This window comes from Ktedonobacter sp. SOSP1-52 (assembly GCF_016587395.1).
Window position 1 is genome coordinate 2399253 of the sequence record NZ_BNJH01000001.1, and the last position, 15921, is coordinate 2415173.

11 protein-coding genes and 1 pseudogene are annotated in these 15921 nt (G+C 50.6%); 7 read left to right on the forward strand and 5 right to left on the reverse strand.

The features are described 5' to 3' along the window. Positions 1-130: 130 nt before the first annotated feature. Positions 131-1978: a group II intron reverse transcriptase/maturase gene (locus JMJ16_RS11335; RefSeq protein WP_201378066.1), complete on the reverse strand. Its 1848-nt coding sequence runs from the start codon at positions 1976-1978 to the stop codon at positions 131-133. A 663-nt stretch (positions 1979-2641) separates the two neighbouring features. Here JMJ16_RS11335 and JMJ16_RS11340 point away from each other — a divergent pair. Both JMJ16_RS11340 and JMJ16_RS11345 read left to right on the forward strand, forming a co-directional pair. Beyond that, a complete protein-coding gene (locus JMJ16_RS11340; RefSeq protein WP_201381260.1) occupies positions 2642-3523 on the forward strand; it encodes a tyrosine-type recombinase/integrase in 882 nt (293 codons plus the stop codon). A 3-nt stretch (positions 3524-3526) separates the two neighbouring features. Beyond that, positions 3527-5380 carry a DUF4158 domain-containing protein gene (locus JMJ16_RS11345; RefSeq protein WP_201381262.1) on the forward strand — a complete coding sequence of 618 codons (1854 nt, stop codon included), beginning with the start codon at positions 3527-3529 and terminating at the stop codon, positions 5378-5380. A 39-nt stretch (positions 5381-5419) separates the two neighbouring features. Here JMJ16_RS11345 and JMJ16_RS11350 read toward each other — a convergent pair whose 3' ends face one another. Further along, entirely contained in the window at positions 5420-8425 is a 3006-nt protein-coding gene (locus tag JMJ16_RS11350) for a Tn3 family transposase (RefSeq protein ID WP_201381264.1), read from the reverse strand. Between the two features lie 463 nt (positions 8426-8888). Next, the gene (locus JMJ16_RS11355; RefSeq protein ID WP_201381266.1) at positions 8889-9158 is read right to left on the reverse strand and encodes a hypothetical protein; all 270 of its coding nucleotides are present in this window, start codon (positions 9156-9158) and stop codon (positions 8889-8891) included. Between the two features lie 724 nt (positions 9159-9882). Between JMJ16_RS11355 and JMJ16_RS11360 the strand changes: the two genes are divergently transcribed. Both JMJ16_RS11360 and JMJ16_RS11365 read left to right on the forward strand, forming a co-directional pair. Continuing rightward, positions 9883-10194: a CU044_2847 family protein gene (locus tag JMJ16_RS11360; RefSeq protein ID WP_201381268.1), complete on the forward strand. Its 312-nt coding sequence runs from the start codon at positions 9883-9885 to the stop codon at positions 10192-10194. A 6-nt stretch (positions 10195-10200) separates the two neighbouring features. After that, on the forward strand, positions 10201-11085 hold the full coding sequence (locus JMJ16_RS11365; protein WP_201382831.1) for a tetratricopeptide repeat-containing serine protease family protein: 885 nt from the start codon (positions 10201-10203) through the stop codon (positions 11083-11085). Between the two features lie 176 nt (positions 11086-11261). Here the strand turns inward: JMJ16_RS11365 and JMJ16_RS11370 are convergent, their stop codons facing one another. Then, a complete protein-coding gene (locus tag JMJ16_RS11370) occupies positions 11262-12053 on the reverse strand; it encodes a hypothetical protein (protein ID WP_201381270.1) in 792 nt (263 codons plus the stop codon). 371 nt (positions 12054-12424) lie between these two features. Here JMJ16_RS11370 and JMJ16_RS11375 point away from each other — a divergent pair. Further along, positions 12425-13033 (forward strand): annotated as a pseudogene (locus JMJ16_RS11375) (IS6 family transposase); the annotation flags it as partial. Between the two features lie 153 nt (positions 13034-13186). Here the strand turns inward: JMJ16_RS11375 and JMJ16_RS11380 are convergent. Continuing rightward, a complete protein-coding gene (locus JMJ16_RS11380; RefSeq protein WP_201381272.1) occupies positions 13187-14452 on the reverse strand; it encodes an amidohydrolase in 1266 nt (421 codons plus the stop codon). A 129-nt stretch (positions 14453-14581) separates the two neighbouring features. Here JMJ16_RS11380 and JMJ16_RS11385 point away from each other — a divergent pair, with 129 nt between their 5' ends. Further along, a complete protein-coding gene (locus JMJ16_RS11385; RefSeq protein WP_236601407.1) occupies positions 14582-14950 on the forward strand; it encodes a transposase in 369 nt (122 codons plus the stop codon). A 177-nt stretch (positions 14951-15127) separates the two neighbouring features. Further along, entirely contained in the window at positions 15128-15775 is a 648-nt protein-coding gene (locus JMJ16_RS11390) for a trimeric intracellular cation channel family protein (RefSeq protein WP_201381274.1), read from the forward strand. Positions 15776-15921: the final 146 nt, after the last annotated feature.

The window sequence follows — 15921 nt, forward strand, 5'->3', positions numbered from 1 at the left end:
TGTCATTTTGACGAAAGGAGTAGGGTAAGAGGCCGGGTCCTGGTTGCCCAGGAACACCAACCCCTCCCCTCCGAACAGTGCTTGCACGTTTCCGCGCACACTGCTCTCCAAGAGCCGCTACGATCAGTGTTCAGCGTGGAAGGTAGGCCAACTGAGAGAGTCTCAGTCCGTCATATTCTCCACGATGGATCTTTCGGTGGCAATCTGAGCAAACGGGAACTTGCTTTCGGTTCATCGCTCGCAAGAGACTGTTGAAACCGGTGGCTATCCGTTTGTTCGAGAGTTTGCGAATGTGTCGAACGTGGTGCATCTCGATCTGCCCTTTTGCTTCTCCACAGATGCAGCAGGGCTTTCCCAGCTTCGAGCGGGTTCTCAGGTGGATCACCGTTCGGATGACATCAACGTCGCGTTGTGTTCCGCCCTGAAAGGCGAGCTTATTCTTCGTCCAATCGCGATTGAGGTAGAAACTCACCTTCCGATCTGCTTTTCCTCTCTCGTCTTTAAGAGAGTAGGATAGTTCTTTTCCAAAGCGTTGAAAGACCCCGGGCACGGAAATCCGGTATTTCTGCGCCAGCGTTTTTGCGAGCGAGAATTTGAGAATGTACTGAATGCGGGACAGGTGTTTCCAGTTGTCCGTAAAGCGGTAATAGTTTTGGAGTCCGCGATTGACTCCGCTGTATAACTGGATGATCTGGTCCGCGTCCAGTTGAGTCCACAGTCGCTTGGGTGTAGGTTCTCCTGTTGCCGTGCAAAAGCCTCGGCTGTTCAGCCGCCCGATCAGCTTGTCGATGGGAGCTTTCATGATGGTTGCCCATCCCGTACTACGACGCTTGATCGTTTTCCCTTTGCTGGTCTTTTGCTGAACAACTTTCGCCTCGCCTCCGTTGCCGATGGAAAGACGTGTCCCCAGGAAGAAGGCTTCTTCGGTCCGAGCATGGGTAATGTGCGTTTTCTCTTCGTTGAGTGTCAGCTTGAGGTGATCTCTGAGGAAGCATTTCACAGCTTCCTTGATTTCCTCGGCTTGCGCGTGACTCCCACACAGACCGATCAGCCAGTCGTCGGCGTATCTCAGATATCTCAACCTGAGATAGTCTGGATCGTTGACGACTTTCGAGGGGGTTTTCCTGATCTGTTTCATCAGGCTTTTGAACGCTTTGGTTTTGGTTTCCTGGCGTGCTACCATCCGGTTCTTTTGATAGATGAGCTTGCTCCATTCAGGATTGTCTCGCTTAATGGCTCCTTTTTCTTGTTGTTCTTGCAGATGTTCGATGAAGACATCGAGTTCGTGCAAGTACACATTCGCGAGGATCGGGCTGAGAATGCTGCCCTGGGGGGAGCCCACGAGGCCTTCCTTCTTGGTCCCGTGCAGGTCCAGGTATCCTGCTTTCAGTAGTTTCCAGATGAGGTTGAGAAAGCGTTCATCCTGGATTTTCTTGCGCAGGAGTTGGACTAAGACATGATGGTCGATTTCATCGAAGTAGGCTCGAATGTCTCCCTCGATGTACCAGTTCACGGCTGTCCAATGGGTGCGGATTTCTCGCAGAGCTGTATGGCAACTATGGGCTGGTCGGAACCCATGACTCGTTCCCTGAAAGTAGGGAGCGGAGGGGCTATCGTAGATGGCTTCCAGGATCGTCTGCATGACTTCCTGGACGATCTTGTCTCTCACACAAGGAATGCCGAGTTTGCGCATCTTGCCGTTGGGCTTTGGGATAAATTGTTGCCGTACCGGTCGGAAGTGAAATTGTTCGGTTCTCATTTCTTGTATGATCTCTTGGATTGTGGCAAGAGAGAAGCCATCGAGCGTCTCGGCGTCTGTTCCGGGGGTCATATTGCCAGGTTTGGATTTGATCCGCTCGTAGGCAATGATGTAGAGATCTTCTCGATACATCATTCGATACAGATTGTGGTTGATCCACTCTTTCTTGCTGTTTAACTGTTGTAGGCGCTCCAATCGCGTGTTGGTCTTCTGGCTCATCCGGGCCAACCTCCTTTGATTGAAACTGACTCTCTGTAGAGTCCTTCCCCGTGTCCCTTCCATTACGAAGGGCGTTTGAGTACTATGACTCCTCCGTCGCCGTGCGCTTTGCAGCGTTTAGGCGATCCCCAAGTTACCCATGTGGGTCGCTCCGTCCGTAGGTGTCTCGTTCGTCATTTCCCATTCCCTATGGGCTGGCTCTGATGCAGGCTGGATGAGCGCATCGTACCTTTCGTTCATCCCATCAGATGTGGGCAGTAACGCCCTCCCACAGGACACGCATTGTCCGCCGTGACTGAGCTTCAAGCAGTTTCGCTTTCACCATAGACGGCCTGGCTGCCCGCCCTCTGGTCCCTGGCGCTAGGACTTCAGCGGGCTTTTGACTTCATGCTCTTGTTCCCCTGAGCCTTTCGGTTAGAGGTAAGAAGCTGCTTTACTCACCTCGCCTGAGTGAGGCTGCATTGGGTTTGCAGCAGACCTTCATGGGCCTCTTTGGGCGCACTACAACGTGCGATATAAGTAGCCGTTATATCGCACCTTCCCCTCTTTAACTCTGATCTCTTTGCCCGTTACCCCGCTTCTTTCCTAGCAAGAGTCCTTTCATGTTACTCTCGCTCTCACAGTGGAGTTTTAGTACTTATATCGCACACGAGAGGAAAAGGCATGAGTACCACTGGTGAATCCGCCGATCTCTACATAGCGAGTTTGCGTGCTCGTCATGTTCCTACCAATACTATCAAAGCGTATACCCATGATTTGCGCCACTTTGTGGCAGCCGTGCCCACTGATCTTGACCAGGTAACGGCCCCAGTGATCCAGCAGTTCTTAGAAGGAGATGGACATCTCAGCACGGCAACTCAGGCGCGGCGCTACTCAACCTTATGCGCGTTCTATCATTGGATTATTCGGCAAGAACTTTGCACGTCTAACCCGATGGAGCGCCTGGACCCGATCACCCAACCCAAACGAGAACCGCGTCCATTGGCGGATGCCGATGTCATGAAGATCTTTAAGGCAATTCCCACTTCCAACATCCGAGACCGGACGCTCTTTATGTTGCTGTATGAAACCGGCGTTCGGGTTGGAGAGATGCTGGCCCTCCAGGTCAGTGATGTCACGCTGGCCCAGGACGATGAGAAACTGCGCATTTTCGCCAAAGGACAGCGAGAACGAACGGTGATGTTGACGGCTGCCCCAGAAAGCATCCGTTTGCTGCGGCGACACTTCAAACAGAGCCATATTACCTCTGGCTCCGTCTTTCGAGGCGATCCCCGCTATGGAGGATCGCCACTTCCCCTCACCTATTCCGTTGTTCACAAAGCCTGGCAAAAATATTGCCAAGAAGCTGAAGTCTCGGCGACGATCCATCAGCTCCGCCATAGTCGCGCAACGCAACTGATTCAGGCTGGCGTCCCCGTGACGACGGTTCGCAAGCATCTGGGTCATCGCAATCTCCAAAGTACCTTGCGCTATGCAGAAGTAGATCAAAGCACGGTCAAGGCAGACTTACTAGAGTATCAACGACGAAAGGCACGAGAGCGATAGCCCATGACAAAAACCTATTCCTGGAGTACCAATCAGGAGGAGCTACGCCGTCTGTTTACCTTGACACCCAATGACCACCGTTTCCTTCTGCCCTTGCGGGCGGATGCGCAACGCCTCTATCGTGCGTTAGTCCTCGTCTGGGCGCGTGTGGAACGAGTGTTGCTCTCTGAGACCAACGGCATTCCCGATGAGGTGATTACCCATGTAAGTAAGCAACTCAATCTCAAGCCGAGTGTGCTCTCGGGGTGGCGCAATCATCCTTCCGCGCGCTCTGCTACCTTTGATGCCGTGCGAGCCCATCTGGAAGTCCGTGCCTGGCAAGAGTCGGATGCCGAAGCGTCGTCAGCCTATCTCATCGAAAAAGTGCCTCACACGGGGAACACTGCTGCACTCTTTGATGCTGCTACGGACTGGATGATTCGCATGGGGGTGTTACGTCCCCAGGGGGAGACCACCATTGACCGCCTCATCTATCGGGCACGCAATCAGGCAGAAGATGACTTGTTTGAGCAGATGCTGACACAACTTTCTCCTGAAGATCAGGCCAAACTGGATGCCTTACTGGATACATCACAGGGCGAGAGTCAACTGTCCTGGCTCTCTGCACCCCCGCGTGCGGCCTCAGTTCCGGTCATCAAAGAGGAATGCGCCCGACTGGTTCTTGTCCGAGCGTCGCTTCCAGCTCCTCTGAACTGGGGAAACATGACCACTAATCGCCTGCGCCAATGGGCTTCCGTTGTGAATAAGCATCGGGCACGCAATATCCGCAAATATCTGCCCGCCAAACGCTACACGCATATCTGCGCTTTTCTCGCCATCCGGGCAGAAGAACTGACAACCGTGATCGTAGAAATGTTTGATCAATTAGTCGGGCGTCTCTTCTCACGCACCGATGAAGATCTCTTGGTTGCTAAGGCCAAGCAGGATCAGGCCCACCAGGAGAGCGCGCGCTTATTTAAGAAAGTGGCTCAGGTTTTGCTTGATGCCTCCGTACCAGAAGAGCAAGTACGCGAGAAGGTGTTTCAACTGGTCCCGCGAGAGAAAGTCAGTTCTCTCGTCGGTCTCTCAGAAGAACTGGACAAGAGTGAAACAACTGCCTTTTTTGGCCTCCTGAATCGGCGCTATTCCCACATGCGCGACTTCGCCCCGCTCGTGTTACGAACGCTTCAGTTTGCTTCTCCTCGTGCCAACAATGTCTTGGTCGAGGGGATCTCGACGCTGACCGAGATGAACACGGCTGGGCGCAAATCCATGCCAGAGGAAGCCCCTGTTGACTTTGTCCCAAAGAAATGGGCGGGAGCAGTGACCAAAGATGGGGAGGTCAACAAGCATGCCTGGGAATTTGCGCTCCTGCATGAGGCGAGAGCCGCACTGCGAGCCGGAGATCTGACCGTGACCGGGAGCCAACGCTATGCCGCCTGGGATAGCGATCTCTACCAGGCAAAGGAATGGGCACAGCGGCGTGCATCCTGGTATGAAGAGAGCGGTCTGCCAGAAGATGGCAGTATCTACCTCCAGGAGCTGTTGAACGGACTGGACACCCTTTCCCGCCAGGTCGCACGACGGATTGCCCGCAACAAAAATCCTGATGTCCGTATTGACGGCGAGAAACTGGTGCTGACCGCCCTGGAAAAAATTGAGGTTCCCTCCGAGGTGCTGGAGACGCGTGAGAATTTGATCGCCTTCTTTCCCCCGACGGGCCTCCCTGAGCTCCTGATGGAAGTAGATACCTGGGTCAATATCACCGGAGAGTTTCTGCATTTGACCAGCCGACGTGAGCCAACGGAGCAAGCAACGGCGGAACTGCGCCCACAGTTACTGACCCAGCGCCGAGATACGTGTAAAAATAGGACATAGGGGATACAGGCAGAAACGGTAAAAAGTGTTTTATTTCTGTTATGCAAACAGCTCTTCCGAATCTCCGACCTTTTCCAAGAGTGCTTCTGTGAACGCCTTTTCGTGATTGGGAAGAGGGGCTACCGGTCGCAATCTGAGCGTATAGTCCCCGAAGCGTTGGAGATGCTCGGTGATGTACGCAGAAAGATGTGCAACATCTTCTGACTGGACGGGATAGCCATGTTGTTTCAATTGCTCTAACGCTTCTGTCAAATCAGCCACATTTTGCAGCATGAGCGCATTTGCGATGATATCCGTATAGCGAACAAGCTTTTGCTGTTCTTCAGGATCATTCTCCGCCATGAGTCCACCCACCGCAAAGCGAATCCACTGGCAAAACTGGTTGTAGCGTTCCACAATGTTGGTGGTCTTCGTAATCTGCTCACGCAAGGGAATATCAGAGATGTAACGGAGCAAAAAGATGGTGCGAATCACCCGTCCTAATTCTCGAAACGCCTGATAGAGGCGATTTTTCCGACTCTCATGTCCCAACTTCCGCAGCAAAATAGATGGTTGCAGCTTTCCTGCACGAATGGAGAGCGCCACCTGCATCAGGTCGGTCCAGTGTGTTTCCAATAGATCCCAATCGATGGTATCTTTGAAGAGCGTATCGATATGCCGATAGACGGTTTCTTTGCTCGGACGATAGAATTTGAGATCTTTCCAGTGGCGGATACGGGGCATCAGCTCAATCCCAAACAAATAGGAGAGGGCAAAGATCGCGGTCGATTGCCCCTGGGTGTCAGAGTGAATAACCTTCGGGTGGATATCGGACGTATTGCCGATCAATGCATCGATCAAAAAGTTCCCTTCCCACATTCCACAGTTCAGGAAGTGGCTGTATAAAGCGATATACAGAGAAGAGACGACATGATACGCAATACCTCCATACGACCCGTAGCGAATATGGTAGGAAGACAGCAGATTGTTCTCGTAGAGATCCACTTTCGTGCCATCAGCCGCAGCAATGTTTTCATCCCCCCAACTTTGGGGCAGATCATACTGGAAATAGCAATTAATCAGGTCAGCCCTGGCGGCCTCCAATTTGTCCACAGTCATATGGCGGCGGTTCACAAACGTAATGTCATGTTCGCTGACAATTCCCCGCATATGTTTGGCCATCTGAGCAGCTCCCATGTTCGTGCCGTAGGCGAAAGACGTGATGACATAGCGTTCATCAGCATGCGCCAATTTGGGATCAGAGCCAGAGATGGGTCCAAAATGCCTCGTCCAGTGAACATCTTCATTCGTGTCCCAGAGAATATCCAACACCGATCGATCGGGAAGATAGTGGCGCAGTGCTTCTTGAAGCGCGATCCGGCTGGCGGGCACGGCTTTTCCCTTAATGCGCTTGAGCACGGGTTCTCCTTTGGCGGTAATATCCAATGATTTATTGCCGGGAAACGCGGCATCCACCTCAGCGGCCACCTCTGTCAAGCGCTCACGCAACTGCGTCACAAACGTGTGCGCATCTGAGGGCAGGTCCAACTCCTGACAATACTCCGCGACCTGGGGTTCACACGTTGCCCAGGGCAGCAACTGGGCGCGATAGTCGGCAAAGCGTTCTGATCCTTCGACCGCCAGGTCCCCCGCTTTGAGCTCGTCGGCAACGATGGCAAAGATGCAGGCTTCCAGGTGCCGTCGAGCCAGTTTCGTGCGCTTTTTGTGCTTGACCCGGATCAGGTGTTGCCAGACCTCTGGGGCGAAGGAGAGATCGAGCGTGTCCGGGAAAAAGAGACTGCGACGATGTTCCTGCGACAAGGTGAAGTTCAGTGCCTTGATCAGCAATTGATCCTGGGTGGTAGAGCTGATGGGAAGGGAACGGACGAGCTGGAAGAGCGCTTTGCGATGACTTTTGTAGAACTGCCACATCAAGGGTTGGTACGCATCGGAGAGCGATGCTGCGACCTGTTGGCATTGTTCTAACACATGCTCCTGGCCTCCATGCTTCTCCAGGATATCGCGCAGGTGTTTGCCTGCGGTTGCATCATCCTGCTCTTTGTCTTCTACGGCTGTTTCCACCAGATCGGTGAGTGTCTCGACGAGCTGGGCCGTCGTTTTCTGCTGGGCGTCTCGCGCCTGTTGGAGAGCCTCTTTGGCCCGCACCTGGATGGTAGACATGCGCTTGAGGAACATCTCGATGCGATCATCCTGGGTACTCATCTGCGCGTGTTGAATGAGACACGCGACCAGGGTCAGGCGCTTCGCTGGAGTATAATCCTGGAGTTCGCTGGCATCCAGGGCGCGGGCCTCGGCGGCAAAATGCTTCACAATGGCCGGGGGAATATCCTTGAGGAGCGCGTCCATTGCTCCCAACTCCCTGAGCCAGGTCAGGCGATCTTGCCACGCTTTCAAGTGGGAAAGGGTGGGGCTTTGCGGAACGAGCTTGAGCTGGGAAAAAGCGGAGCGATGCGAAGGGAGTTGCACCTCAAAGAGCGTTTCCAGGCCGTGCTGGATTTCCGCAGTCATGCTGCGCTGCACAGATCGGCAGATACGTCCATAGACCAGCGCACGAACCCTGCCAGTGAGACGATCCAACGTACTAAACGCGGGTAATTCGTAGCGTTGTTTGATGAGTTCTTCCAGGGCCGCATTCAGCATATCCGCCGGGTTGTCCATGGTGCGAACGGCACGCAGGAGCGTCCGAAGCGCGACACGCCGAGCCTCTTTGCCATAGGGAACGATCTGGTAATACTCCCGCACCAACTGGTGATGACGGTAGAGTGTCCGATCATGGTCGTACCCAGGAACCACGTCTGCTGCCAGGTCAAGTGCCTTGCGAATGTGGTCCACGAGCGGAGCGGGAATCGCATCAAGCGCCGGAAAATAGCCCAGACACGGAAACAACTTGATCCAGAGCATGAGGTTCAATTGGTTCTGCACGGTTCGAGTCATCGTGCTCACAAAGCTACGTTCTTCTTTCGTTGGAGTATACGCTGCGATCAATTCTTTGGTGGTGTAACTGCGTTTCATCTGACGATAAATCGTTCGATCAATCGAGGTCATTGTATTACTCCCTTCCCACATAATTCATATACTTCCATCTCTCGATGTGATATACTGCCGCTAAGATACTTTAGCAGCAGCAAATGGCGCAAGAACCCAGGACTTTCATCTGCTAAGGTGGCTAACAACTGCCGTTTCTTTCATCTGCTAAGGTAAGGGGCGATGATCATAAGACGCACCAGCCCAACGGTGTTCTCTGAACCAGGAGAGCAGATTCTAACCAGATATGAACAACGGCTTCGCGTTGAAGAAGACCTGGCTCGTGCAACCTTTCGCAACTATCTCAGTGATCTGCGTCATTTTGCTGCTTGCTGCGAGTTCGTTTGGAAACAAGGGCGAGAAGCAGAACCTTCTTTCGCTCCTGAAGTAGTAACTACCTCGACTGTTGCCCGAATCAATAAATTCCTCTTTTCTGACTCATATAAATTTTCGTGATTCGCCTGGAAGCGCACTAGGAGCTCGTTTATGGCAGTTCGACGTTCAATGGCTCTGACGCAATTCTTTTCCAGGCAGCATTGAACCGTTTTTCTCGAACTCTTGTAGATCGGGTAAAAGAAAACGCATTGTTTTCTGACGCAATTCCTTTCGCTAGGTTCTCCGAGAGAGCTTCAGGAGCAGCGCCATCTCTGCCACAATACTTTTCGTGATTCTGGAAAAAAAGGTCTTTTGCGCGAGTCTCGCCTGCGAAAAATGGTTGCTCTGCCGCCTGGAAAAGAATTGCGTCAGGTTGCACCGAAAACGCGCCTTTTCTGCTTCTCGACTACCGAGATACACGAATGGTTATGGTTCAAAATGCGAAAAGACTTGATTCAAATGACAATCATACTTATGCTACACACAGGTCTACGAGCGCGAGAATTATGTGTTATCGCTCGCGGCTAGGTAGGTTTTGGCAAACGAAGCGGGACGCTTACTGTGCAAGGAAAGCGCAACAAATATCGAGAGATTCCACTTGCTCAGGGTAGGGCAGTTCTTTAAAGCAGAGCATTTAGAAGTCAGCTTACTTAAACACAGTTTGTAAAGGTAGTTCCTATTTTCTGAGAGGGAGAAATCATGAAAAAATGCCCTAATTGCGATGGAGGAGGAAAATATAGAGCAAGCTCTTCCTTCTCTCTCATAGGAAACATTTTAGAAAGTATAGCCGATGGATCACCTTGTACCCGCTGTAAAGGAACAGGGCGCGTGCGAGATGGTGACCATATATTCTACGTGACATGCCAGTCATGTGGCAGAAATAACTGGCTTTGCGATGATGCTCAAAAGCGTTGCAAATATTGCAGTGTGTGGTTTTCCTAATAGTTGAGCCAGAGAGGGTACTCGATGGCTTAACGTATGTTTCGCCTGGATTATTACCATGACCCCAGGACGTGGAGAAAACCTCTTGGGCGTAGTTGAAAAAAGTAACAAGAAATGTTTAATGTTAGTATAATGAATCGAGTTTAGAGAGGAAAGCAGCAATGGCTAACAGGCTTATTAAATTGGAAGATGGTACATTTGTGGAGGTAGAGGTGGCAGGAGATGAAGTACAACAGATCTCAGGTGGCTTCGCGGAGAAAGTTGACGCCACTCTTAACAAAATAAAGCCTGTGCTTCTTAAAACCTGTCAACCTATTGTGGCGGCGGTGAAAGAGTTGCGTGAAGATATAGATCTTGAACAGGTCGAGGTCGAAGTGGGATTAAGCTTTGACATTGAAGGCAATATCTATGTTGCTAAAACAAATTTTGGAGCAAATGTGCTTGTGAGGATGACGCTCAAAAATCAGGGGTAGCGGTAAATGGACAATTCATGGCAAAACTCAGTAGTCCTAATTACCAGTGGCGCTGATGGCAACAACGTCTATGGAACAGGTTTTGTAGTCCATCGGGATGAGCAAGGAACCTACTTGCTCACTTGCACCCATGTTATCGATGATGTTGGCGGAAAAGAGTTGGTAAGAGTGAATAATATTCCAGCGAAGGTGATAACATCAGCCCCTGTTGATGGTGCTGATGTAGCGGTATTACTCGTAGTCGGGTTGGCGGATAAACCGATACTTGGTCCATATGTGAATAGCATAAAGAGTGAAGCGCTTGAATTTGCAGGGTATTATCATTTAGATGATAATCCCAAGAAAAAACTTGTGTTCAAACGGTTTCGCGGGAGCTTCACTGGCGTAATACAAGCAGGAATGACATTAAATACCCTCGTTCCGTTTTGGGAGATAGAAGTCGAAGGTAAGGACGAACTGCGGCCCGGCAATAGTGGCTCACCGGTAGTCAATAAAAATAACTATGTAATAGGGATAGTAAATACACGACTTGCAGACAAAAAAAGGGGTTGGGTCACACCTATCAGGGTTCTTGAGGATATCTGGCCAGAGATGTCTCCAGATTTATTTGTACAAAGGACCGACGATACGAGTGAGGAAACTACTCAGCTTGCCTTCGATTATCTGGATATTGACGATAAATATATTTCTATGTTTTATGTGCAGCAAGCCGAAAAACTTATAAATGTCGGTGAATATGAACAAGCTTTACAAGCGTATGAAGTGGCACTTAGCTTCGACTTATATGATCACGAATTGTATAGAGAAAAGGCTGTCTTGCTAGAAAAACTTGGACGTTATGATGAGGCATTAGAGGCATATCGGCAAGCATTAGAACTCCAAGAGATGTAGTTAAATCATCTCTTGCTTTTTTTGACGCAATTCATTAAATTATATCTATTTGGGTGGTCACTCTGAATAGCGGTGATAAAGAGATGCCAAATGGTACAATCCCGCTTTCAGAGCGGCTTTGCGAGATCATTGTCTGGGTCCTAGAAGCGCATCACCTCTATACAGAGCGACTACTTCTATTTGGAAAGTCGCCGTAATACTTCCTCAATCCACTTTTCGGGCAAAGATTGTTTCCTAAAAATTTCTCGAAGTTGAGCATTCGTTATATCAGGATTAGCTTCTTTCATGAACTTCGCCGTCTGGAGCATCTTTTCTACATTTGTTTCCATTACTTCAGGTATATCTTTGATATGTGATAACGCGTCTGGACGATGGATGTCTGCGCTAGGGAAACCTGTAAGTTTATTCGCCTCTCGGCGCGTTCTTTTTTTGTTCGAGTACAGCCAATTTTCGCCGTTCATGTAATAGATCGCCGTCATTGTTCCAAGCCGCCACGTAAGCGTAGATGCAATAATACCATCTAAGACAGCGTTTGCTGCGAGACCTGCAAATGGGATGAGTGAAGCTCCTAGTCCCAAAAAAAGTTGTGGCCACATTTCTGTAATAAGCTCCACTAAAAAATCGGTTGTAAAATCGAAGAGCAACTCTGCACCCACATCGTAGACAGTCTCCTCAATAATGGTACTTGCCTTCATACCCTTTGTTATCTTGTCAGGAGAGGCTTTATAAATGTAGGCAAGCTTTTGCGTCAGAGGATTATAAATCACTGGGATAGCGGCAACCAGTGCACCTGCTAATCCAGCGAAACTAGCAACCGGAACAAAGATACCTATAACCCCACTACCCAGACCAACAGTGATATCCATAGCTTTATGTCTTTGGGCATAAATCGCAATGACCTCATTAGCTAATTTATTACGTGCTTCCCACTGAAACGCGCTATTTGGAATACCAGGGACATCACTCATAACGGTTGACTCCTCCAAACTTTAGCAAATGAAAGAAAGAGTGAGTAATGACTCTTTCGAGCGTCTGCTACCTATGTATTTTAACAGAAATGAGTGTAAATGTATAGATTATTTGTGGGATATATGGAATGAGGATCTCGTGTATAATAATTGAATAGGTTGGCCCCAGAGCTACATTGGCCCAATAGAGCTAGTTTTCTATGCCGAGTCGCTGTTCCTACCATGCTCAAACTCCTATATTGCGAAAGAAGCTCTAGAGAAAATTGGTACCCAAGCATGAAGCCAGTTGAAATAGAATTATTCATCCAATATCATTAATACCCTTTTGCTTGTTCCTCCTATGTCCTATTTTCCACGTATCTCGGCTTTAGGTCTTTTTAGCGCGTGGTTTCATCTTTACGCACGAGGCCGTTCGCGATTGGGAAGCACGATTCGCCCCATTGATAGCGGAGCAGTTGCGAATCAAGCGGCATGGGAAGGTGGGAAGATCCTGGCACGTTGACGAAACCTACCTGAAAGTGCATGGGAAGTGGTGTTATTTGTATCGAGCTATCGACCAGGATGGAACGCTGGTGGATTCCATGCTGAGTGAGAAGCGGAATATGGAAGCGGCTAAATGTTTTTTTCGACAGGCTGTTGACGTTGTTGGTCATATTCCCGAGCAGGTGACGACAGATGGGCATAGTTCCTATCCGCGAGCAATTCGTGAGATAATGGGCAGCGATGTTGTCCATCGAACGAGTAAATATCTCAACAATCGGTTGGAGCAAGACCACCGTGGAATCAAACAACGATACTATCCAATGCGCGGTTTTGGAACAGTTGAAGGGGCAGCACGCTTCTGTTGTGCCTTCGACGAATTGCGCAATTATCTTCGTCCTCGTCGCACCATGGGTGAAGCGGTCTCTCTCCTAGAACAACGACAGGTTTTTCTCCAGCGTCTTGCTGCTCTCCAGACAGCTATACAAGCAACCTCATAGGTCAACGAGCGAGAGGTGAGCCTTCCATTTGTCCGAGAAGCTTTTCTGTGATCTCAGTTCTGACAGAACCTGTCAGCATGGCAGTTGTATTTCCTGTAGTCATAAATATGAACCTGGAAAAATGATCAGGCGGCAAGGACGCCATCTGTCACGTCATGGCTTGCCCAATTGAGAAAGGGCCGCGACCGAAAGTGCCTGTAAACCTATCTTCAGTGAGCGGTCCCGGTCAGGGGCATAGTAGGGCGAATGTGGGCCTGGAACATCCCCTTTTTTCCTCTTATAAAGCTCAGGATTGGTGATTCCAAGGAAATAATAGCAAGAAGGCACGCCCGCCCCGCCTGGAATATGTCCGTAGAGAGAAAAATCTTCACTGGCAGTCATTGCCGGAATCTCTTTGACGCGGTTTGCTCCGAAATGCTGAGTAAGTGCCGCCGTAACTTGCCTAGTTGGTTCGGGATCGTTATAGGTTGCCTGGGTGGCTTCCATAATTGAAACCTCGGGAGGCTTCGGAGCATTGGAGGCCGCTGCTTCAGCCCGCGCAATCCGGGTAATAGCAGAGTAGATGTGTTGAAAGATCTCATCTTCAAAAGTCCGAATGGTGAGATCGAGTTCCGCCTCATCAGGGATAATATTGTAGCGCGTCCCGCTTTTGATCACGCCAATGGTGACAATAGCTATCTTCCCCGGTGTGATCTCGCGCGCGACTATTGTTTGCAGGCGCATCACGACCGCGGCAGCCATCACGACCGGGTCGATACTTTTTTGTGGCAGCGAACCGTGCGCGCCGATGCCAAAAAGGCGGATGCGCACATTATGCTCGGCCGCTAAGGTATAGCCAGGGTGATAACTGATGGTCCCCGCTGGGAAGGAGTTGGTGTGCTGGGCCAGAGCAACGTCAGGTTTAGGAAAACGCGTAAAAAGCCCATCGTTAAGCATCGCTCGTGCACCTTCCATTGTTTCCTCGCCAGGTTGCGCTACGATCATCAATGTCCCCGACCAATTCTGCTTCCCCTGCGCGAGCAACATGGCCGTCCCCACCAGGCAACTGGTGTGCACATCGTGCCCGCACATATGGGCGACCGGGACCATTTCTCCAGCGCGGTTTTTCGCTTTCACCTTGCTGGCATAGGGTAAGCCAGTCTGCTCTTCTAAAGGGAGGGCGTCCATATCTCCGCGTAACATGACTGTGGGTCCTGATCGATTGCATAGTATGCCTACGACTCCTGTGCCCCCAACACCGCTTGTGACGTCAAAACCGGAAGATTTGAGGTGTGAAGCTACTTTTGCGGCAGTCTTGACCTCCTGCATGGAAAGCTCCGGGTGCTCATGCAGATCGGTGTACAGTGCTTCAATGGCAGGATAGATAGTGTTCAGGTTATTAAGCACAACTCCTTCGCGTGATACTTGTTTCGTTGTCATAGGAATATCTCCTTCTCATGGATGAATCTGCGTTCCAGCTTCGATGCCGCTTTCTCTCATCCTCCTTCACTAACACGCTCAATGAGAAAAGGGTGACTCACTTTTTCCAGGGTTCTCATCGCTGGCAGGTTGTCACAGACAACCTCAACGTTCATCAATCTGAGCCCCCTGGTGCGATGGGTCGCTCACATCTCAGGCATCGAAAAGGATCAGGGGAAGAAAGGCGAATATGGCATCCTGGCCTTGATGCCCCGCCGAGCTGCCTTCTTGAGTGATCCCACCCATCATGTGGTCTTTCATTACACGCCCAAGCACAGCTCGTGGCTCAATCAGATCGAGATCTGGCTTTCGATCCTGGTGCGCAAGGTGCTCAAGCGTGGCTCCTTTCTCAGTGTGCAAGATTTGCAAGCCAAGGTGCTGGCTTTCATCGACTACTATAATGCGACGATGGCTAAGCCCTTCAAGTGGACGTCTCAGGGCAAAGCGTTAACCATCTAAACCACCGAAGGATTCCGGTTCCCATGTACTAGTTCTTCGACTTGCGCCAAAGAGCCGATTAGAATAGAGTATACACATTGGCTTGAGCAGAGAGTATGCTTCAATAAATAGCCGGTCGTTCGGTCCTGCGTGGCACAATGTGGCTTGCTGGTTCCTGTGAGAAGGGCGAGGAATAAGATGTACTCAGTCGTTTTTAATCCTATCCTGGAAGAGTCCCTTAACCTTGTTGGCACCTTTGCCTTTGCTGAGTCTGGCGCCCTTCTTGCAGTCCGCAAAAATTATGATATTGTTGGTATGGCAGTGCTGTCTGTGATAACAGCAATCGGCGGCGGAGTCATACGTGATCTGATTATTGGAGCTGTTCCTCCAGTAGCTTTTACCGACGCGAGCTATTTATGGATAGCGCTCTTCGTCACGGGTCTGACCTTCTTTGCGCATTCGCTGATAAATCGGCTCAATGCCGCGGTACTCGTTTTCGACGCCGCTGGGCTTGCTACGTTCTGCATCTCAGGCGCGACAAAAGCCCTGGTCTACGGTCTCAGCCCGCTGCCAGCTATTGCGCTCGGTACGCTTACGGCTGTGGGAGGCGGCATCATGCGTGATGTACTTGCTCAGGATCGGCCAACAGTGCTGAGGGCAGGGAGTGAGCTTTACGCTCTCCCCGCTGCTCTTGGCGCAACGATTGCGGTGATTATACCTCACTTTCCTATAAACGGCCCTCTCTCAGTTGGCCTCACCGCGGTCTTCGTGTTCGCGCTGCGCCTGCTCGCGTTGCGGTACGGCTGGAAAGGTCCTCGGCCCTGGCGCACCAATAATGGGCATTAAGGACGCGGGTGAATGGTTCTGTGCCTGCTCAAAGACGGAAAATGCGTACTTGGCAACCTAATAAGCAAACAATATACCCATCTCCTAAGACATCTCCTACATAGCGGAGCCAGAATTCTCGGTTCGAGTTGCCTGTGTCAGCGTTC